At 54.1% G+C, this 21,132-nt stretch carries 18 protein-coding genes; 17 read left to right on the top strand and 1 reads right to left on the bottom strand.

Features of this window, described 5'->3' with window-relative positions; genetic code table 11:
• Positions 1 to 16 precede the first annotated feature (16 nt).
• Positions 17 to 811: a type I methionyl aminopeptidase gene (gene map, locus ACE3MN_RS21860; RefSeq protein WP_004872025.1), complete on the bottom strand. Its 795-nt coding sequence runs from the start codon at positions 809 to 811 to the stop codon at positions 17 to 19.
• A gap of 323 nt (positions 812 to 1,134) precedes the next feature.
• Between map and rpsB the strand changes: the two genes are divergently transcribed.
• From rpsB to accA, 17 genes are all read left to right on the top strand, one after another.
• Complete coding sequence (rpsB, locus tag ACE3MN_RS21855) at positions 1,135 to 1,860, top strand: 30S ribosomal protein S2 (RefSeq protein WP_003856207.1); 726 nt, start codon at positions 1,135 to 1,137, stop codon at positions 1,858 to 1,860.
• 119 nt (positions 1,861 to 1,979) lie between these two features.
• Positions 1,980 to 2,831, top strand: coding sequence for a translation elongation factor Ts (tsf, locus tag ACE3MN_RS21850; RefSeq protein ID WP_004098746.1), 852 nt, complete (start codon positions 1,980 to 1,982; stop codon positions 2,829 to 2,831).
• 146 nt (positions 2,832 to 2,977) lie between these two features.
• Complete coding sequence (gene pyrH / locus ACE3MN_RS21845) at positions 2,978 to 3,703, top strand: UMP kinase (RefSeq protein ID WP_004872019.1); 726 nt, start codon at positions 2,978 to 2,980, stop codon at positions 3,701 to 3,703.
• Between the two features lie 205 nt (positions 3,704 to 3,908).
• Entirely contained in the window at positions 3,909 to 4,466 is a 558-nt protein-coding gene (gene frr, locus ACE3MN_RS21840) for a ribosome recycling factor (protein ID WP_004098748.1), read from the top strand.
• 226 nt (positions 4,467 to 4,692) lie between these two features.
• Positions 4,693 to 5,892: a 1-deoxy-D-xylulose-5-phosphate reductoisomerase gene (gene ispC, locus ACE3MN_RS21835; protein WP_049100382.1), complete on the top strand. Its 1,200-nt coding sequence runs from the start codon at positions 4,693 to 4,695 to the stop codon at positions 5,890 to 5,892.
• A 242-nt stretch (positions 5,893 to 6,134) separates the two neighbouring features.
• Positions 6,135 to 6,893: a (2E,6E)-farnesyl-diphosphate-specific ditrans,polycis-undecaprenyl-diphosphate synthase gene (gene ispU / locus ACE3MN_RS21830; RefSeq protein ID WP_004129109.1), complete on the top strand. Its 759-nt coding sequence runs from the start codon at positions 6,135 to 6,137 to the stop codon at positions 6,891 to 6,893.
• Positions 6,894 to 6,905: 12 nt separating this feature from the next.
• A complete protein-coding gene (gene cdsA / locus ACE3MN_RS21825) occupies positions 6,906 to 7,763 on the top strand; it encodes a phosphatidate cytidylyltransferase (protein WP_004872017.1) in 858 nt (285 codons plus the stop codon).
• Between the two features lie 11 nt (positions 7,764 to 7,774).
• The gene (rseP, locus tag ACE3MN_RS21820; RefSeq protein WP_004872016.1) at positions 7,775 to 9,127 is read left to right on the top strand and encodes a sigma E protease regulator RseP; all 1,353 of its coding nucleotides are present in this window, start codon (positions 7,775 to 7,777) and stop codon (positions 9,125 to 9,127) included.
• A 31-nt stretch (positions 9,128 to 9,158) separates the two neighbouring features.
• Positions 9,159 to 11,588 carry an outer membrane protein assembly factor BamA gene (gene bamA / locus ACE3MN_RS21815; protein ID WP_004872013.1) on the top strand — a complete coding sequence of 810 codons (2,430 nt, stop codon included), beginning with the start codon at positions 9,159 to 9,161 and terminating at the stop codon, positions 11,586 to 11,588.
• A gap of 130 nt (positions 11,589 to 11,718) precedes the next feature.
• Positions 11,719 to 12,204: a molecular chaperone Skp gene (skp, locus tag ACE3MN_RS21810; RefSeq protein ID WP_004098757.1), complete on the top strand. Its 486-nt coding sequence runs from the start codon at positions 11,719 to 11,721 to the stop codon at positions 12,202 to 12,204.
• 3 nt (positions 12,205 to 12,207) lie between these two features.
• A complete protein-coding gene (lpxD, locus tag ACE3MN_RS21805; protein WP_004872009.1) occupies positions 12,208 to 13,233 on the top strand; it encodes a UDP-3-O-(3-hydroxymyristoyl)glucosamine N-acyltransferase in 1,026 nt (341 codons plus the stop codon).
• A gap of 102 nt (positions 13,234 to 13,335) precedes the next feature.
• Positions 13,336 to 13,791, top strand: coding sequence for a 3-hydroxyacyl-ACP dehydratase FabZ (fabZ, locus tag ACE3MN_RS21800; RefSeq protein ID WP_004098761.1), 456 nt, complete (start codon positions 13,336 to 13,338; stop codon positions 13,789 to 13,791).
• A gap of 3 nt (positions 13,792 to 13,794) precedes the next feature.
• Positions 13,795 to 14,583, top strand: a complete 789-nt coding sequence (gene lpxA / locus ACE3MN_RS21795; RefSeq protein ID WP_004137991.1) for an acyl-ACP--UDP-N-acetylglucosamine O-acyltransferase — start codon at positions 13,795 to 13,797, stop codon at positions 14,581 to 14,583.
• A complete protein-coding gene (gene lpxB / locus ACE3MN_RS21790; protein ID WP_004137990.1) occupies positions 14,583 to 15,731 on the top strand; it encodes a lipid-A-disaccharide synthase in 1,149 nt (382 codons plus the stop codon). The genes lpxA and lpxB overlap by 1 nt, the downstream gene beginning before the upstream one ends.
• On the top strand, positions 15,728 to 16,324 hold the full coding sequence (rnhB, locus tag ACE3MN_RS21785; protein ID WP_004129122.1) for a ribonuclease HII: 597 nt from the start codon (positions 15,728 to 15,730) through the stop codon (positions 16,322 to 16,324). Before lpxB ends, rnhB begins: the two co-directional genes overlap by 4 nt.
• Positions 16,325 to 16,362: 38 nt before the next feature.
• The gene (dnaE, locus tag ACE3MN_RS21780) at positions 16,363 to 19,845 is read left to right on the top strand and encodes a DNA polymerase III subunit alpha (protein WP_004137985.1); all 3,483 of its coding nucleotides are present in this window, start codon (positions 16,363 to 16,365) and stop codon (positions 19,843 to 19,845) included.
• Positions 19,846 to 19,857: 12 nt separating this feature from the next.
• Positions 19,858 to 20,817, top strand: coding sequence for an acetyl-CoA carboxylase carboxyl transferase subunit alpha (gene accA / locus ACE3MN_RS21775; RefSeq protein WP_004137983.1), 960 nt, complete (start codon positions 19,858 to 19,860; stop codon positions 20,815 to 20,817).
• Positions 20,818 to 21,132: the final 315 nt, after the last annotated feature.

The following is a 21,132-nucleotide window of genomic DNA, read 5'->3' as shown; positions in this document are numbered from 1 at the left end:
TGGCGCCGGCTTTTCATCATTCGTTGTGCGAGATTATCGCCGGGATGGTGTCATCCTTGCGTAACGTCAGTATTTCGCAGCCGTTATCTGTCACCACAATAGTATGCTCATACTGCGCAGACAAGCTCCGGTCTTTGGTTTTTACCGTCCAGCCGTCTTTCATGCTGCGGATCTCTTTTTTACCCGCGTTGACCATGGGCTCAATGGTAAAGGTCATGCCGGGTTTGAGCACCACGTTGGTTTCCGGAGAGTCGTAATGCAGCACCTGCGGTTCTTCATGGAAACCGCGGCCGATACCGTGGCCGCAGTACTCGCGCACGACGGAGAAACCTTCGGCTTCGACGTATTTTTGAATAGCCGCGCCGATAGCGCGCAGATTAATCCCCGGTTTGACCATTTTGAGGGCCAGATAGAGGCTTTCCTGGGTGATGCGGCACAGGCGCTCGCCGAGAATGGTCGGTTTACCGACGATAAACATCTTCGAGGTATCGCCGTGGAAATCATCTTTAATGACGGTGACGTCAATGTTGACGATATCGCCATCTTTCAGCAATTTGCCGTCGTCCGGGATCCCGTGGCACACCACTTCATTAATAGAGATGCAGACCGATTTTGGAAAACCGTGGTAGCCCAGGCAGGCGGAAACGGCTTTTTGTTCATTAACGATATAATCGTTGCAGATACGGTCCAGTTCGCCGGTGCTGACGCCCGGTTTTACGTAGGGTTCGATCATTTCCAGCACTTCAGCGGCCAGGCGGCCGGCAACGCGCATTTTTTCGATGTCTTCAGATGTCTTGATAGAAATAGCCATGGATTGTGTCCAGCAGTGTCGATTTTTTCGACAATAATAGATTATGTCTGAACAATGTTAACAGTCCGGGCGTCCTGCTGCCAAATTGAGAATCATTAACAGCACGCGACGTCAACAACAGTTGGTTTCCGCTCCTGTTTTGTGGTATAAAGCGCGCCGGACTTCTGTTCCATTCTCAGATACACAAGATGGACTGAAGCGACAAATCTCACTTTGTGTAACAACACACACGTATCGGCACATATTCCGGGGTGCCCTTTGGGGTCGGTAATATGGGATACGTGGAGGCATAACCCCAACTTTTATCTATAGAGGTTTTAAACATGGCAACTGTTTCCATGCGCGACATGCTCAAGGCTGGTGTTCACTTTGGTCACCAGACCCGTTACTGGAACCCGAAAATGAAGCCTTTCATCTTCGGCGCGCGTAACAAAGTTCACATCATCAACCTTGAGAAAACTGTACCGATGTTCAACGAAGCTCTGGCTGAACTGAACAAGATCTCTTCTCGTAAAGGCAAAATCCTTTTCGTTGGTACTAAGCGCGCTGCAAGCGAAGCGGTAAAAGACGCTGCTAACAGCTGCGACCAGTTCTTCGTGAACCATCGCTGGCTGGGCGGTATGCTGACTAACTGGAAAACCGTTCGTCAGTCTATCAAACGTCTGAAAGACCTGGAAACTCAGTCCCAGGACGGTACTTTCGACAAGCTGACCAAGAAAGAAGCGCTGATGCGCACTCGTGAGCTGGACAAGCTGGAAAACAGCCTGGGCGGTATCAAAGACATGGGCGGCCTGCCGGACGCGCTGTTCGTTATCGACGCTGACCACGAGCACATCGCAATCAAAGAAGCAAACAACCTGGGTATTCCGGTATTTGCTATCGTTGATACTAACTCCGATCCGGACGGCGTTGACTTCGTTATCCCGGGTAACGACGACGCAATCCGTGCAGTTAGCCTGTACCTGAGCGCTGTTGCTGCTACCGTTCGTGAAGGCCGTTCTCAGGATCTGGCTTCTCAGGCGGAAGAAAGCTTCGTAGAAGCTGAATAATAAGGCATACCCTTATTTAGTACCGTGTATAAATAGGGGCCTCTTAGCGGCCCCTTTTTCACTTTCAAATCTGTCTGGTTCCTGGAACCGGGCAGATCACATCTCCCGAGGAATAAAGAATGGCTGAAATTACCGCATCCCTGGTAAAAGAGCTGCGCGAGCGTACTGGCGCAGGCATGATGGATTGCAAAAAAGCGCTGACTGAAGCGAACGGCGACATCGAGCTGGCAATCGAAAACATGCGTAAATCCGGTGCTATTAAAGCAGCGAAAAAAGCAGGCAACGTTGCTGCTGACGGCGTGATCATTACTAAAATCGATGGCACCTACGGCATCATTCTGGAAGTTAACTGCCAGACTGACTTCGTTGCTAAAGATGGTGGTTTCCAGGCATTTGCTAACAAAGTTCTGGACGCAGCTGTTGCTGGCAAAATCACTGATGTTGAAGTTCTGAAAGCACAGTTCGAAGAAGAACGCGTTGCGCTGGTTGCTAAAATCGGTGAGAACATCAACATCCGTCGCGTTTCTTCTCTGGAAGGCGAAGTTCTGGGTTCTTACCAGCACGGCGCGCGTATCGGCGTTCTGGTTGCGGCTAAAGGCGCGAGCGAAGAGCTGGTTAAACAGCTGGCTATGCACATCGCTGCAAGCAAGCCTGAATTCGTTAAGCCGGAAGACGTTTCCGCTGAAGTGGTAGAAAAAGAGTACCAGGTTCAGCTGGATATCGCCATGCAGTCTGGCAAGCCGAAAGAAATCGCAGAGAAAATGGTTGAAGGCCGCATGAAGAAATTCACCGGCGAAGTTTCTCTGACCGGTCAGCCGTTCGTTATGGACCCGAGCAAATCTGTTGCTCAGCTGCTGAAAGAGCACAACGCTGACGTGACTGGCTTCATCCGCTTTGAAGTGGGCGAAGGCATTGAGAAAGTTGAGACTGACTTTGCAGCAGAAGTTGCTGCGATGTCCAAGCAGTCTTAATTTTCAAAAGGAGCCGCCTGAGGGCGGCTTCTTTTTGCGCCTAATGTGTAAATTCAGCCAACCGCTATAGTGGGTACGCTGAAAAGCGACGTACAATGTCGCCAGAATTAACTCATCTCATTCGTTGACAGTCTCAGGAAAGAAACATGGCTACCAATGCAAAACCCGTCTACAAACGTATTCTGCTTAAGTTAAGTGGCGAAGCTCTGCAAGGTTCAGAAGGCTTCGGTATTGATGCGAGCATACTTGACCGCATGGCTCAGGAAATCAAAGAACTGGTTGAGCTGGGTATTCAGGTTGGCGTAGTGATTGGTGGCGGTAACCTGTTCCGTGGAGCTGGTCTGGCGAAAGCGGGTATGAACCGCGTTGTGGGCGACCACATGGGCATGCTGGCAACGGTCATGAACGGCCTTGCAATGCGTGATTCTCTCCATCGCGCCTATGTGAACGCCCGCCTGATGTCAGCGATTCCGCTGAATGGCGTGTGCGATAACTATAGCTGGGCGGAAGCTATCAGCCTGCTGCGTAACAACCGCGTGGTCATTCTTTCCGCGGGTACCGGTAACCCATTCTTTACTACCGATTCTGCTGCCTGCCTGCGCGGTATTGAAATTGAAGCCGACGTAGTACTGAAAGCAACCAAAGTTGACGGTGTATTTACCGCCGACCCGGCCAAAGATCCTTCCGCGACCATGTACGATCAGCTGACCTACACCGAAGTGCTGGATAAAGAGCTGAAAGTGATGGATCTTGCGGCCTTTACCCTGGCGCGTGACCACAAACTGCCGATTCGCGTATTCAATATGAACAAGCCAGGCGCGCTGCGTCGCGTGGTGATGGGTGAAAAAGAAGGCACATTAATTACTGAGTAATTCCCGTTAGCGTCAAATACGGGTAATATTCGGCCTTACTTTTACGGGTTTATGACCCGATGGTTTTCAACATGCTCTGTGGACGGAATGCTGCGGCTGACCCGCAGCCTGAAAGACGTTGAGCATAAACATGACTATACTTAGCTCACTTTTGCAGTGGGCGACCGTCTGGTCTGTCTGAGACAAGTTTTCAAGGATTCGTAACGTGATTAGCGATATCAGAAAAGATGCTGAAGTACGCATGGACAAATGCGTCGAAGCGTTCAAAACCCAAATCAGCAAAATACGCACGGGTCGTGCTTCTCCCAGCCTGCTGGATGGCATTATCGTGGAATACTACGGCACGCCGACCCCGCTGCGTCAGCTGGCTAGCGTAACGGTAGAAGACTCCCGCACTCTGAAGATCAACGTCTTCGATCGCTCCATGAGCCCGGCCGTTGAAAAAGCGATTATGGCTTCCGACCTCGGTCTGAACCCAAGCTCTGCGGGTAGCGATATCCGCGTTCCGCTGCCGCCGCTGACCGAAGAACGTCGTAAAGATCTGACCAAAATCGTGCGTGGCGAAGCTGAACAAGCGCGCGTTGCCGTACGTAACGTTCGTCGCGATGCCAACGATAAAGTCAAGGCGCTTCTGAAAGAGAAAGAGATCAGCGAAGATGACGATCGCCGCTCTCAGGAAGATGTGCAGAAAATGACTGACGCTGCTATCAAGAAAGTTGATGCGGCGCTGGCGGATAAAGAAGCGGAACTGATGCAGTTCTGATTCTCTGCCGACACGCAGGTCTGAGCATTGCCCTGCGTAAAATCTGAAACGCCGTACAGGAGACCGTACGCTCAATTTTCGGGATTGCGTTTAGACGACTGGCCTTGTAGCCTTTGGCGCCAAGTCAAAGGCTCGGCGCCTCCGCTCTATTATCCGATAATTGATGCATAAGGGTTTGCTGGCGGCGTTTTGCTTTTTATCCTGTCTTCATTTTTCTGGACGCCTCATGAAGCAATTAACCATTCTTGGTTCGACCGGTTCTATCGGCTGCAGCACGCTGGATGTGGTGCGCCATAATCCTGATAGCTTTTCTATCACCGCGCTGGTCGCCGGGAAAAATGTCGACCGTATGGTTGAACAATGCCTGGAATTCTCCCCTCGTTACGCGGTAATGGACGATGCGCACAGCGCGGAGCTGCTGCGGGCAAAACTGCGCGAGCAGGGTAGCCGTACGGAAGTCATGAGCGGCCAGCAGGCGGCGGCTGAGGTGGCGGCGCTGGACGAGGTTGAGCAGGTGATGGCGGCGATTGTCGGCGCAGCGGGCCTGGTGCCGACGCTTGCAGCCATCCGCGCGGGTAAAACGGTACTGTTGGCGAACAAAGAGTCGCTGGTGACCTGCGGCCGTCTGTTTATGGAGGCCGTGCAGCAGTACGGCGCACGATTGTTACCGGTTGATAGCGAGCATAATGCGATTTTTCAGAGTATGCCGGAACCAATTCAACATAATCTCGGATACGCTGATTTAACCCAGAACGGCGTGGCGTCGATTCTGCTCACCGGTTCCGGCGGTCCTTTCCGGGAAACGGCGATTTCTGAACTGGCGGCGATGACGCCCGATCGGGCATGTAAGCATCCAAACTGGTCGATGGGGCGCAAAATATCTGTCGATTCGGCCACCATGATGAATAAGGGGCTGGAGTATATCGAAGCCCGGTGGCTGTTTAACGCCTCTGCGGAGCAAATGGAAGTTCTGATCCATCCGCAATCGGTGATTCATTCGATGGTGCGCTATCAGGACGGCAGCGTCCTCGCCCAGCTTGGCGAGCCGGATATGCGTACGCCGATTGCCCACACGATGGGCTGGCCAAAACGCCTTAATTCTGGGGTGAAACCGCTGGATTTCTGTCAATTGAGTCACCTGAGCTTCTCGGCGCCGGATTATGGGCGCTATCCCTGCCTGAAGCTGGCCATGGAGGCTTTTGATGTCGGTCAGGCGGCGACCACGGCGCTGAACGCGGCGAATGAAGTGTCGGTCGCGGCGTTTTTGAACGGTGATATTCGCTTTACCGATATTGCGGCGATAAACCAGTCGGTGCTGGATCTGCAGGCGCTAAATGAGCCGCAAAGTATTGATGAAGTACTGGCTATTGATGCGATGGCCCGGGTAAGCGCAGGTCAGCTCCTGGCCGCGCGGCGCAAATTCTGATACTCGTTGTGATATTTGTGGGCGCTGTGCTTCAGTGATATAGTCTGCGCCATCCGATCGTTGCATTTTGTTGTGAAAGATTACGGTGGCCGTGGCAAGACACGGCTTTTTTGCGTAAAGCTTTTGGTTGTTCTCTGCGATTGGCCGTAGCTCCGGTACCGGATAAAAATGCGTATCCAGCGCTGACCGGTGGCCCGTGTTTAGTAGCTTAGCTAATCCTTATTATGGACTTAAAACGCGTTATGTTGTCTGCTAATCAAACTGTCAGCGAAATGTTGCCTGCGCATGGGTGCCGTCATGTGGCCATTATTATGGATGGCAACGGGCGTTGGGCAAAACGGCAAGGAAAGATCCGCGCCTTTGGCCATAAAGCCGGCGCAAAATCTGTTCGTCGCGCCGTTTCTTTCGCGGCGAATAATGGTATTGAAGCGTTGACGTTATACGCGTTCAGCAGTGAAAACTGGAATCGCCCGGCGCAGGAAGTCAGTGCGCTGATGGAGCTATTTGTCTGGGCGCTGGATAGCGAAGTGAAAAGTCTGCACAGGCATAATGTGCGCCTGCGTATCATTGGCGAGACCACGCGCTTCAACGCGCGTCTCCAGGAACGTATTCGCAAAGCCGAGGCGCTGACGGAGAACAACACCGGTTTGACCCTGAATATTGCTGCGAACTATGGCGGCCGCTGGGATATCGTTCAGGGCGTACGCCATCTGGCCAAACAGGTACAAGACGGGTTGCTTCAGCCCGAGCAAATCACAGAAGAGATGCTGAGCCAGCAGGTCTGTATGCATGAACTGGCTCCCGTAGATTTAGTTATTAGGACCGGGGGAGAGCATCGCATTAGTAATTTTTTGATTTGGCAAATTGCCTATGCCGAACTTTACTTTACGGATGTTCTTTGGCCCGATTTCGCTGAACAGGACTTTGAAGGTGCACTCCATGCCTTTGTTAATCGAGAGCGTCGCTTCGGCGGCACTGAACCGGGCGGCAACAATGCCTGATGGGGGTCACTTTTGCTGAAGTATCGCCTGATTTCTGCTTTCGTCTTAATTCCCGTGGTGATAGCGGCGCTTTTTTTGCTGCCGCCCGCGGGTTTTGCCATCGTTACGCTAGTCGTCTGCATGCTTGCCGCGTGGGAGTGGGGGCAATTTAGCGGCTTCACTTCAACGACGCAGAGAGTCTGGCTGTCAGTGCTTTGCGGTCTGCTGCTGGCGCTGATGCTATTCCTGATGCCGGAATATCATTATGACGTTCATCAACCGCTGGTTGAGGGGGCGCTATGGGCATCATTTGGCTGGTGGGTCGTCGCGCTGCTTCTGGTGCTGACCTATCCCGCTTCAGCGGCCTTCTGGCGCCATTCAAAAACGCTACGTCTGATTTTTGGCGTCCTGACCATCGTGCCGTTTTTTTGGGGCATGCTGGCGCTTCGGGCCTGGCATTACGCCGATGACCATTACAGCGGCGCGCTGTGGTTGCTGTACGTGATGATTCTGGTCTGGGGCGCGGATTCTGGCGCTTATATGTTCGGTAAAATGTTCGGTAAGCATAAGCTGGCGCCGAAGGTTTCTCCGGGCAAAACCTGGCAGGGTTTTTTCGGCGGTCTGTTAACGGCAGCGGTTATCTCCTGGGCTTACGGCTGGTGGGCTCATCTGGATGTGACGCCGATGGTGCTGCTGGTATGTTCCATTGTCGCGGCCCTGGCCTCGGTACTTGGCGACCTGACCGAGAGTATGTTTAAACGCGAAGCTGGCATTAAAGATAGCGGAAATCTGATCCCCGGACACGGCGGTATTCTCGATCGTATCGATAGCCTGACCGCTGCGGTGCCCGTGTTTGCTTGCCTACTCTTGTTGGTTTTCAGGACGATTTGACGGAAGGTTTTATGCTGAGCGTTCTCTGGAATTTGGCTGCTTTTATTATTGCCCTGGGCGTGCTGATTACCGTCCATGAATTTGGCCATTTCTGGGTTGCTCGCCGCTGTGGTATCCGCGTTGAGCGTTTCTCTATCGGCTTTGGTAAAGCGCTTTGGCGCCGTTTTGATAAGCAGGGAACGGAGTTTATTATCGCCCTTATTCCGTTGGGCGGTTACGTCAAAATGCTCGACGAACGCGTTGAGCCCGTGGCGCCAGAGATGCGTCACGCCGCATTTAACAACAAAACCGTTGGTCAGCGCGCCGCCGTTATCGCCGCAGGGCCCATCGCGAACTTCCTTTTTGCCATTTTTGCCTACTGGCTGGTCTTTATTATCGGCGTCCCGGGCATTCGTCCGGTCGTTGGCGACATAACGCCCAACTCGATCGCCGCGCAAGCACAAATTGCAAAAGGAACGGAACTTAAAGCGATAGATGGCATCGAAACGCCTGATTGGGATGCAGTACGGATGGCGCTGGTGGCGAAGATAGGCGATCGGCAAACAATAGTTACCGTCGCCCCTTTCGGGACCAATCAACGCCAGGATAAAATCCTCGATCTGCAGCACTGGGCGTTCGAGCCGGATAAACAAGATCCGGTTGCCTCATTGGGCATTCAACCCCGCAGCGCGCAGATTGATACCGTCCTGGCTGAAGTACAATCTGGCTCGGCGGCGCAGAAGGCGGGTTTGCAAGCGGGCGACAGGATCGTTAAAGTCGATGGTCAACCGTTAACGCAGTGGATGACGTTTGTTAATCTGGTGCGTGATAATCCAGGTAGGGCATTAGTTCTGGACATCGAGCGGCAGGGGAGTCCCTTGTCGGTGACCTTGACGCCGGACACGAAGTCTACCAAAGGCAAAGCTGAGGGGTTTGCAGGGGTCGTACCTAAGGTCATCCCGCTGCCTGATGAATATAAGACAGTGCGTCAGTACGGGCCGTTTGCCGCCATCGCTCAAGCCACGGATAAAACCTGGCAGCTGATGTCGTTAACGGTCAGGATGCTGGGCAAATTGATAACCGGTGATGTCAAACTGAACAACCTCAGCGGGCCGATTTCTATCGCCCAGGGGGCTGGGATGTCAGCGGAATTTGGGCTGATTTATTATCTGATGTTTCTTGCGCTGATCAGCGTGAACCTTGGAATAATCAACCTGTTCCCGCTTCCCGTTCTTGACGGGGGACATCTGCTGTTTTTGGCGATTGAAAAGCTGAAAGGCGGACCGGTATCCGAGCGAGTTCAAGACTTTAGTTATCGCATTGGCTCAATATTGCTGGTGCTGTTAATGGGGCTTGCACTTTTCAATGATTTCTCTCGGTTGTAAGAGAGTTTGTTAGGAAGAACGCATAATAACGATGGCGATGAAAAAGTTGCTCATAGCGTCGCTGCTGTTTAGCAGCGCAACCGTATACGGTGCTGACGGGTTCGTGGTGAAGGACATTCATTTCGAAGGCCTTCAGCGTGTCGCTGTTGGTGCGGCCCTCCTCAGTATGCCAGTGCGTCCTGGCGATACCGTAACCGATGATGATATCAGTAACACCATCCGTGCTCTGTTTGCCACCGGCAACTTTGAGGACGTTCGCGTCCTGCGCGATGGTGATACCCTGCTGGTGCAGGTGAAAGAGCGTCCAACGATTGCCAGCATCACTTTCTCCGGTAACAAGTCGGTGAAAGATGACATGCTCAAGCAAAACCTTGAGGCATCCGGCGTACGCGTAGGGGAATCCCTCGATCGCACCACGCTTGCTGATATCGAAAAGGGGCTGGAGGATTTCTACTACAGCGTCGGTAAGTACAGCGCCAGCGTTAAAGCTGTCGTGACGCCGCTGCCGCGTAACCGTGTCGACCTGAAGCTTGTCTTCCAGGAAGGCGTCTCGGCGAAAATCCAGCAGATCAATATCGTCGGCAACCATGCATTCAGCACCGATGAACTGATTTCGACCTTCCAGCTGCGCGATGAAGTGCCGTGGTGGAACGTGGTTGGCGATCGTAAGTATCAGAAACAGAAGCTTGCAGGGGACCTTGAAACGCTGCGCAGCTACTATCTGGATCGCGGCTATGCTCGTTTCAACATTGACTCCACGCAGGTGAGCCTGACGCCGGACAAGAAAGGCATCTACATCACCATCAACATTACCGAAGGCGATCAGTACAAGCTTTCCGGTGTGCAGGTGACGGGTGACCTGGCGGGGCATTCGGCAGAAATCGAAGCGCTGACCAAAGTTGAGCCGGGCGAGCTGTATAACGGCACCAAAGTGACCAAAATGGAGAATGACATTAAGAAACTCCTCGGTCGCTACGGCTATGCCTATCCGCGCGTTCAGTCCCAGCCGGAAATCAGCGATACCGATAAAACCGTGAAGCTGCACGTTAACGTCGATGCGGGCAATCGTTACTACGTGCGTAAAATTCGCTTCGAAGGCAACGATACCTCGAAAGATGCCGTTCTGCGTCGCGAAATGCGTCAGATGGAAGGCGCCTGGCTGGGTAGCGACCTGGTCGATCAGGGTAAAGATCGTCTGAACCGTTTAGGCTACTTTGAGACGGTTGATACCGATACGCAGCGCGTGCCGGGCAGCCCGGATCAGGTTGACGTGGTCTACAAGGTTAAAGAACGTAACACCGGTAGCTTTAACTTCGGCGTCGGTTACGGTACGGAAAGCGGCGTCAGCTTCCAGGCCGGCGTTCAGCAGGATAACTGGCTCGGTACCGGCTATTCCGTTGGGATTAACGGCACCAAAAACGACTATCAGACCTATACTGAACTGTCGGTGACGAACCCGTACTTTACCGTGGATGGCGTTAGCCTCGGCGGTCGTGTGTTCTATAACGACTTCGACGCTAACGATGCGGACCTGTCTGACTATACCAACAAAAGCTATGGTACAGACATTACGCTGGGCTTCCCGGTCAACGAATACAATACGTTGCGCGCGGGTCTGGGCTATGTGCATAACAAGCTGTCCAATATGCAGCCTCAGGTATCCATGTGGCGTTATCTGAATTCGATGGGGCAGTACCCGGACAACACGAACGACAGAAACTCGTTCAGCGCTGACGACTTCACCTTCAACTACGGCTGGACGTACAACAAGCTCGACCGCGGCTTCTTCCCGACGGAAGGTTCACGCGTCAACCTGAATGGTAAAGTGACGATCCCGGGATCGGATAACGAATACTATAAAGCGACGCTGGATACCGCGACCTATGTACCGATCGATGACGATCATAAATGGGTCATGTTGGGTCGTACCCGCTTTGGTTATGGCGATGGTCTGGGCGGTAAAGAGATGCCGTTCTATGAGAACTTCTACGCCGGCGGCTCAAGCACCGTGCGTGGCTTCCAGTCCAATACTATCGGTCCGAAAGCGGTTTACTTCCCGGCCAGCAGCCGTCATGACGACGACGACAGCTACGATAACGAATGTAAGAGCAGCGCATCTGCGCCGTGTAAGTCTGATGATGCGGTGGGCGGTAACGCCATGGCGGTTGCCAGCCTTGAGCTGATCACCCCAACGCCGTTTATTAGCGATAAATATGCGAACTCGGTACGTACTTCCTTCTTCTGGGATATGGGTACCGTGTGGGATACTCACTGGGATTCAGCCGCATATGGCGGTTACCCGGACTACAGCGATCCAAGCAATATCCGTATGTCTGCGGGTATCGCAGTACAGTGGATGTCGCCGTTAGGGCCGTTAGTATTCTCCTACGCTCAGCCGTTTAAAAAGTACGATGGAGACAAAGCCGAACAGTTCCAGTTTAACATCGGTAAAACCTGGTAATGGTGTTGGCTACAATGGAATGTAAGTGCAGTTGCAGTATAGCGCTGACTATTGGCGATAACTGAGGTTATCGCCTGGCCACGCAAATAACGGTACCCCTGGGTACTCATGGGATGGTAAGGAGTTAATTGTGAAAAAGTGGTTATTAGCTGCAGGTCTGGGTTTAGCAATGGTTACTTCCGCTCAGGCGGCAGATAAAATTGCAATGGTTAACATGAACAGCCTGTTCCAACAGGTTGCCCAGAAAACAGGCGTTTCTAACACGCTGGAAAACGAGTTTAAAGGCCGCGCGAGCGAGCTGCAGCGTATGGAAGGCGACCTGCAGTCTAAAATGCAGCGTCTGCAGTCCATGAAAGCGGGCTCTGACCGTACCAAACTGGAAAAAGACGTTATGGCTCAGCGCCAGACTTTCTCCCAGAAAGCGCAGTCTTTCGAACAGGATCGCGCACGTCGTTCTAACGAAGAGCGCGGCAAGCTGGTGACTCGTATTCAGAGCGCCGTGCAGAGCGTGGCTAAAGATCAGAGCATCGATCTGGTTGTTGACTCTAATGCCGTCGCATACAACAGCAGCGATGTAAAAGACATCACCGCTGATGTGCTGAAACAGGTTAAATAAGTAATGCCTTCAATTCGACTGGCTGATTTAGCCCAGCAGTTGGATGCAGAATTACACGGTGATGGCGATATCGTCATCACCGGCGTTGCGTCCATGCAGTCCGCACAGGCGGGCGATATTACCTTCATGGTAAATCCTAAGTACCGTGAACACCTGGCCGTTTGCCAGGCATCTGCCGTTGTGATGACGCAGGATGATTTGCCTTTTGCTCATAGCGCCGCGCTGGTAGTGCGTAATCCCTACCTGACCTACGCGCGCATGGCCCAAATTCTTGATACCACGCCGCAGCCGGCCCAGGATATCGCGCCCAGCGCGGTCATCGATGCCACGGCTAAGCTGGGTAATCACGTCGCCATTGGCCCGAATGCCGTTATCGAATCCGGCGCGATCCTCGGTGATAACGTGGTTATCGGCGCCGGTTGCTTCGTTGGGAAAAATACGAAAATAGGTGCTGGCTCGCGTTTATGGGCCAACGTCACCGTTTACCACAACATTGAGATCGGCGAGAATTGCCTGATCCAGTCCAGCACGGTGATTGGCGCGGATGGCTTCGGCTATGCGAACGATCGCGGCAACTGGGTGAAGATCCCGCAGCTGGGTCGCGTGATCATCGGCGATCGCGTGGAGATTGGCGCTTGTACGACCATTGACCGCGGTGCGCTGGACGACACCGTCATCGGAAATGGCGTCATTATTGATAACCAGTGTCAAATCGCGCACAACGTAGTGATTGGCGACAACACTGCGGTTGCTGGCGGCGTCATCATGGCGGGCAGCCTGAAAATTGGCCGCTACTGCATGATTGGCGGAGCCAGCGTGATCAACGGTCACATGGAAATCTGCGATAAAGTCACCGTCACGGGGATGGGGATGGTTATGCGTCCTATCACCGAGCCAGGGGTTTACTCTTCAGGTATCCCGCTGCAGCCGAATAAGGTCTGGCGTAAGACCGCTGCGCTGGTACTGAATATTGATGATATGAGCAAGCGACTCAAAGCCATTGAGCGCAAGGTTAATCAGCAAGATTAGTGCTTCATCCAGCCACATTAAATTTTCGGCCTGTTGCATTCATGAGATTGCCGCAGGCCGTGTTATTATTGCCTTTTAGGATATTTAGACAGGAAGAGTATTTTGACTACTGACACTCATACTCTGCACATTGAAGAGATTCTGGAACTTCTGCCTCACCGTTACCCGTTCCTGCTGGTCGATCGCGTGCTGGATTTTGAAGAAGGTCGTTTTCTACGCGCAGTTAAAAATGTTTCTGTAAATGAGCCGTTTTTCCAGGGACACTTCCCTGGTAAGCCGATTTTACCGGGCGTACTGATTCTCGAAGCCATGGCCCAGGCCACCGGTATTCTGGCATTCAAAAGCGTTGGAAAACTGGAACCGGGCGAGCTGTATTATTTTGCCGGGATTGACGAAGCGCGTTTCAAACGTCCGGTCGTGCCAGGCGACCAGATGATTATGGAAGTCACTTTTGAGAAAACCCGCCGCGGCCTGACTCGTTTCAAGGGCGTTGCGACGGTTGACGGAAAAGTGGTTTGCGAAGCAACGATGATGTGTGCCCGTAGCCGGGAGGCCTGATACGTGATTGATAAAACCGCCTTTATTCATCCTTCCGCCATTGTAGAAGATGGCGCCGTTATTGGCGCTAACGTCCACATTGGCCCGTTTTGTATTGTTGGCGCTAACGTCGAAATCGGCGAAGGTACCGTACTGAAGTCTCACGTTGTCATTAACGGGCATACCAAAATTGGCCGCGATAACGAGATCTATCAGTTTGCTTCCATCGGTGAAGTTAACCAGGATCTGAAATATGCTGGCGAACCGACCCGTGTGGAAATTGGCGATCGCAACCGCATCCGCGAAAGCGTCACCATTCATCGTGGCACAGTACAGGGCGGTGGATTAACGAAGGTGGGCAGCGATAACCTGCTGATGATCAACGCCCACGTGGCGCACGATTGTACGCTGGGCGACCGCTGTATTCTGGCGAATAACGCGACCCTTGCGGGCCATGTTTCGCTGGATGATTTTGTTATCATCGGCGGCATGACCGCCGTGCACCAGTTCTGCATTATTGGCGCGCACGTAATGGTTGGCGGCTGCTCAGGCGTAGCGCAGGACGTTCCGCCGTTCGTGATTGCTCAGGGCAACCACGCGACGCCGTTTGGCGTTAACATCGAAGGGCTGAAACGCCGCGGCTTCAGCCGTGAGGCGATCACAGCGATTCGTAACGCGTACAAGCTGCTGTATCGCAGCGGTAAAACGCTGGACGAAGCGAAAGCTGAGATCGCCGAGCTGGCGGCGCAGTACCCTGAAGTGCAGACATTTACCGACTTTTTTGCCCGCTCCACGCGCGGCCTGATTCGTTAATGGCTGAATCGCGTCCCCTGACGATTGCCCTGGTCGCCGGAGAAACCTCCGGCGATATTCTTGGCGCCGGTCTTATCCGCGCGCTCAAAGCCCGCATCCCTGATGCCCGCTTTGTCGGCGTTGCCGGGCCGTTGATGCAGGCGGAAGGCTGCGAGGCCTGGTATGAGATGGAAGAGCTGGCGGTGATGGGCATTGTGGAAGTGCTTGGTCGCCTGCGTCGGCTGCTGCATATTCGCGCCGATCTCACCCGTCGATTGACCGAGCTCAAGCCGGACGTGTTCGTCGGCATTGATGCGCCTGACTTCAATATTACCCTCGAAGGTAATCTGAAGAAGCAGGGCATCAAAACTATTCATTACGTTAGCCCGTCGGTATGGGCATGGCGGCAAAAACGCGTTTTCAAAATTGGCAGATCCACCGATCTGGTACTGGCATTCCTGCCTTTCGAAAAAGCGTTTTATGACAAATTTAACGTTCCCTGCCGGTTTATCGGCCACACGATGGCGGATGCGATGCCGCTGGATCCGGACAAAGGCGCGGCGCGCGACCGTCTGGGAATCGATCGTAACGTGCACTGCCTGGCGCTACTGCCGGGAAGCCGCGGGGCGGAAGTTGAGATGCTCAGCGCCGATTTCCTGAAAACGGCGCAGATCCTGCGAGAGTATTACCCCGATCTGGAAGTGGTGGTCCCACTGGTCAACGCGAAGCGGCGGGAACAGTTCGAGCGTATCAAAGCGGAAACGGCGCCGGATCTTGCCGTACATCTACTGGATGGCCGGGCCCGCGATGCGATGATCGCCAGCGATGCCGCGCTGCTGGCTTCCGGAACGGCTGCGCTGGAATGTATGCTGGCTAAGTGTCCGATGGTCGTTGGCTATCGGATGAAGCCGTTTACCTTCTGGCTGGCGAAACGGCTGGTTAAAACCGACTATGTATCGCTGCCGAATTTACTGGCCGGGCGTGAACTGGTTAAAGAACTGCTGCAGGATGAATGTCGGCCGCAGGCGCTGGCCGAGGCGCTGAAGCCGCTGCTGGCCGACGGTAAAACCAGCCACGATATGCATGAAACCTTTCGCGCGCTGCATCAGCAGATCCGCTGCAACGCTGATGAGCAGGCGGCGGATGCAGTACTGGAGTTAGCAAAATGATGGAGTTCGTTTATCCGCATACCCATCTGGTTGCGGGAGTCGATGAAGTCGGGCGCGGTCCGCTGGTTGGCGCGGTGGTGACTGCCGCGGTTATTCTCGATCCGGCAAAGCCGATTTTGGGCCTTGCCGACTCGAAAAAGCTCAGCGAAAAGCGGCGCCTTGCGCTATTCGACGAGATCAAAGAAAAAGCGCTGTGCTGGAGCCTCGGTCGCGCGGAGCCGCATGAAATCGATGAGCTGAATATTCTACATGCGACCATGCTGGCCATGCAGCGCGCAGTTGCGGGCTTGAGCATTTCCCCTGAGTTTGTTCTTATTGATGGTAACCGCTGTCCGCCGCTGCCTGTACCTTCACTGGCGGTCGTTAAAGGCGACAGCCGAGTGGCGGAAATCAGCGCCGCGTCTATTCTGGCTAAAGTGACGCGAGATGCTGAAATGGCCGTGCTGGACCGGGAATTCCCGCAGTACGGCTTTGCGCAACATAAAGGTTATCCCACCGCTTTTCATCTGCAAAAGCTGCTGGAACATGGCGTAATCGAGCAATACCGGCGCAGCTTTGGCCCGGTGAAGCGAGCGCTGGGCCTGGCGTCCTGAACCGACACGCAAGCAATTAAGTAACGCGGAATCTGAAGATGGCTGAACCACGTTTCGTACACCTGCGGGTGCACAGCGACTATTCCATGATCGATGGTCTGGCGAAAACCGGACCGTTGGTAAAAAAGGCGGCCGCGCTCGGCATGCCTGCGCTGGCGATCACCGATTTTACCAACCTTTGCGGACTGGTGAAGTTCTACGGAGCGGGACACGGCGCCGGAATTAAACCCATCGTAGGGGCCGATTTCCACGTCCAGAGCGATCTGCTTGGCGATGAACTGAGCCAGCTGACGGTACTGGCCGCTAACAACGCTGGCTATCAGAATCTGACGCTGCTGATCTCCAAAGCTTATCAGCGCGGCTACGGCGCGGCGGGCCCGATTATCGATCGCGACTGGCTGATCGAATTAAAAGAAGGGCTGATTTTGCTCTCCGGCGGGCGTATGGGCGACGTGGGTCGTAGCCTGCTGCGCGGCAACATGGCGCTGGTGGATCAGTGCGTTGATTTTTATGAACAACATTTCCCTGACTGCTATTTTCTTGAGCTGATTCGCACCGGCCGTCAGGATGAAGAGCCCTATCTGCATGCGGCGGTGGGGCTGGCGGAAACCCGGGGCTTACCGGTGGTGGCGACCAACGATGTTCGCTTCCTTGAGCCGGGTGACTTCGACGCCCATGAAATCCGCGTGGCTATCCATGACGGTTTTACCCTCGACGATCCTAAGCGCCCGCGCAACTACTCGCCGCAGCAGTATATGCGCAGCGAAGAGGAGATGTGCGAGCTCTTTTCCGATATTCCCGAAGCGCTGCAAAACACCGTGGAGATCGCCAAACGCTGTAACGTGACCGTGCGCCTTGGTGAGTACTTCCTGCCGCAGTTCCCGACCGGGGATATGACCACCGAAGATTATCTGGTCAAGAAATCCAAAGAGGGTCTGGAAGAGCGCCTGGAATTCCTGTTCCCCGATCCGGATGAGCGGACGAAACGCCGCCCTGAATATGATGAACGCCTGGACATTGAGCTGCAGGTAATTAACCAGATGGGGTTCCCTGGCTACTTCCTGATCGTTATGGAATTTATCCAGTGGTCGAAGGATAACGGCGTGCCGGTAGGGCCGGGACGTGGCTCCGGCGCCGGATCGCTGGTCGCCTATGCGCTGAAAATTACCGACCTCGATCCGCTGGAGTTCGACCTGCTGTTCGAACGTTTCCTTAACCCGGAACGTGTCTCCATGCCCGACTTCGACGTTGACTTCTGTATGGAGAAGCGTGACCAGGTGATTGAACACGTCGCGGACATGTACGGTCGCGATGCGGTATCGCAGATTATTACCTTCGGTACCATGGCGGCGAAAGCGGTTATCCGCGACGTTGGCCGTGTGCTGGGCCATCCGTACGGCTTTGTGGACCGCATTTCCAAGCTGGTGCCGCCTGACCCGGGTATGACGCTGGCGAAAGCGTTTGAAGCCGAGCCGCAGCTGCCGGAAATTTATGAGGCGGACGAAGAGGTTAAAGCGCTGATCGACATGGCGCGTAAGCTCGAAGGGGTCACCCGTAACGCCGGTAAACATGCGGGTGGGGTGGTGATCGCGCCAACTAAAATTACCGATTTTGCCCCGCTTTACTGCGACGAAGCGGGCCAGCATCCGGTTACCCAGTTTGATAAAAACGACGTTGAATATGCCGGGCTGGTGAAGTTCGACTTCCTCGGCCTGCGTACGCTCACCATCATTAACTGGGCGCTGGAGATGATCAACGCCCGCCGCGAGAAGAACGGCGAGGGGCCGCTGGATATCGCCGCGATCCCGCTCGACGATAAAAAAAGCTTCGATATGCTGCAGCGTTCGGAAACCACCGCCGTTTTCCAGCTTGAATCGCGCGGTATGAAGGATCTGATCAAGCGTCTGCAGCCCGACTGCTTCGAAGATATGATCGCGCTGGTGGCGCTGTTCCGTCCGGGGCCGCTGCAGTCGGGGATGGTGGATAACTTTATCGACCGTAAGCACGGTCGCGAAGAGATATCGTATCCGGACGTGCAGTGGCAGCACGAATGCCTGAAACCGGTACTGGAGCCAACTTATGGCATCATCCTGTACCAGGAACAGGTCATGCAGATTGCCCAGGAGCTTTCCGGCTATACCCTCGGCGGCGCGGATATGCTGCGTCGTGCGATGGGTAAGAAAAAGCCGGAGGAGATGGCTAAGCAGCGCGGCACCTTTGAAGAAGGGGCGAGGAAGCGCGGTGTAGACGGTGAGCTGGCGATCAAAATCTTTGACCTGGTGGAGAAATTCGCCGGTTATGGCTTTAACAAATCGCACTCCGCCGCTTATGCTTTAGTGTCCTATCAGACGCTGTGGCTAAAGGCGCACTATCCGGCCGAATTTATGGCAGCGGTGATGACCGCGGATATGGATAACACCGAGAAAGTCGTCGGTCTGGTGGATGAGTGCTGGCGGATGGGGCTGAAAATCCTGCCGCCGGATATTAACTCCGGCCTGTATCATTTCCACGTTAACGACGATGGCGAAATCGTTTATGGTATCGGCGCGATCAAAGGCGTCGGCGAAGGCCCGATAGAAGCGATCATTGAAGCCCGTAATCAGGGCGGCTATTTCCGCGAACTGTTTGATCTCTGCGCGCGAACGGATATTAAAAAGCTCAACCGCCGGGTGCTGGAAAAACTGATTATGTCCGGGGCGTTCGACCGCCTCGGGCCACATCGCGCGGCGTTAATGAATTCACTGGGCGATGCGCTGAAGGCCGCCGATCAGCACGCCAAAGCCGAAGCCATCGGCCAGGCGGATATGTTCGGCGTGCTGGCGGAAGAGCCGGAGCAAATCGAGCAGTCCTACGCCAACTGTCAACCGTGGCCGGAACAGGTGGTGCTGGATGGCGAAAGGGAGACCCTGGGGCTGTATCTGACCGGGCACCCGATTAACCAGTATTTGAAAGAGATCGAGCGCTACGTTGGCGGCGTACGACTCAAAGACATGCATCCGACCGATCGTGGTAAAGTGACCACGGCGGCCGGGCTCGTTATTGCCGCGCGGGTCATGGTCACCAAGCGCGGCAATCGTATCGGCATCTGTACGCTGGATGACCGTTCCGGGCGTCTGGAGGTGATGTTGTTCACCGACGCCCTGGATAAATACCAGCAATTGCTGGAAAAAGACCGCATACTTATCGTCAGCGGACAGGTCAGCTTTGATGACTTCAGCGGGGGGCTTAAAATGACCGCTCGTGAAGTCATGGACATTGACGAAGCCCGGGAAAAATATGCTCGCGGGCTTGCTATCTCGCTGACGGACAGGCAAATTGATGACCAGCTTTTAAACCGACTCCGTCAGTCTCTGGAACCCCACCGTTCGGGAACTATTCCAGTACACCTCTATTATCAGAGGGCGGATGCACGCGCGCGGTTGCGTTTTGGCGCAACATGGCGCGTCTCTCCGAGCGATCGTTTACTTAACGATCTGCGTGGCCTGATCGGCTCGGAGCAGGTGGAACTGGAGTTTGACTAATACAGGAATACTATGAGTCTGAATTTCCTTGATTTTGAACAGCCGATTGCAGAGCTGGAAGCGAAAATCGATTCTCTGACAGCGGTAAGCCGCCAGGATGAGAAACTGGATATTAACATCGATGAAGAAGTGCATCGCCTGCGTGAAAAAAGCGTAGAGCTGACGCGCAAGATCTTCGCCGATCTTGGTGCATGGCAGGTTGCGCAACTGGCTCGCCATCCACGTCGCCCATACACCCTGGATTATGTCCGCCTGGCTTTCGACGAATTCGACGAACTGGCCGGTGACCGCGCCTACGCTGACGATAAAGCTATCGTTGGCGGCATTGCGCGTCTGGACGGGCGTCCGGTGATGATTATCGGCCACCAGAAAGGGCGCGAAACCAAAGAGAAAATTCGCCGCAACTTCGGTATGCCGGCGCCGGAAGGCTATCGTAAGGCGCTGCGCCTGATGGAGATGGCCGAGCGCTTTAAAATGCCGATCATCACCTTCATCGACACCCCTGGCGCTTATCCTGGCGTTGGCGCGGAAGAGCGCGGCCAGTCTGAAGCGATTGCGCGCAACCTGCGTGAAATGTCGCGCCTGAGCGTACCGGTTATCTGCACCGTTATCGGTGAAGGCGGCTCCGGCGGCGCGCTGGCAATCGGCGTGGGCGATAAAGTGAATATGCTGCAGTACAGCACCTATTCCGTTATCTCCCCGGAAGGCTGCGCGTCCATTCTGTGGAAAAGCGCCGATAAAGCGCCGCTGGCCGCCGAAGCGATGGGCATTGTTGCCCCGCGCCTGAAAGAGCTGAAGCTGATTGATTCCATCATTCCTGAGCCGCTGGGCGGCGCGCATCGTAATCCGGAAGTGATGGCCGCCTCTCTGAAAGCGCAGCTGCTGGCCGATCTGGCTGATCTCGACGTTCTGAGTGAGGAAGAGCTGCTGAACCGACGCTATCAGCGTTTGATGAGCTACGGCTACGCCTGATTATCGATCTCATTTTTTATCTCTAAGGGCCGGATTTTCCGGCCCTTTTTTTATGTATTGTTGACTGAGATGAGAGGGACAAGAGCTAATGTGATTAGCGGATGATGCCGGTCTCCCCTGAAACTGCAGCAACGGCCAGATATTGCGACCCGGCAGGCAGTTAACAAGGATAAATATGCATAGCATAAAACTGTCATGTTAAGCGCCGTGTCTGAGGGGTTCACGTTAAGCCTGGGGCGATGCCTGGAAAGCGCGGTAATAGAGATAAATCCGCCAGTGCTTAGCGCTGGCGGGGTGCTATTATGCTTTCCTTAG

Source organism: Klebsiella grimontii (assembly GCF_042137965.1).
GTDB lineage: Bacteria > Pseudomonadota > Gammaproteobacteria > Enterobacterales > Enterobacteriaceae > Klebsiella > Klebsiella grimontii.
This window is presented reverse-complemented; position numbering and strand designations above follow the sequence as displayed.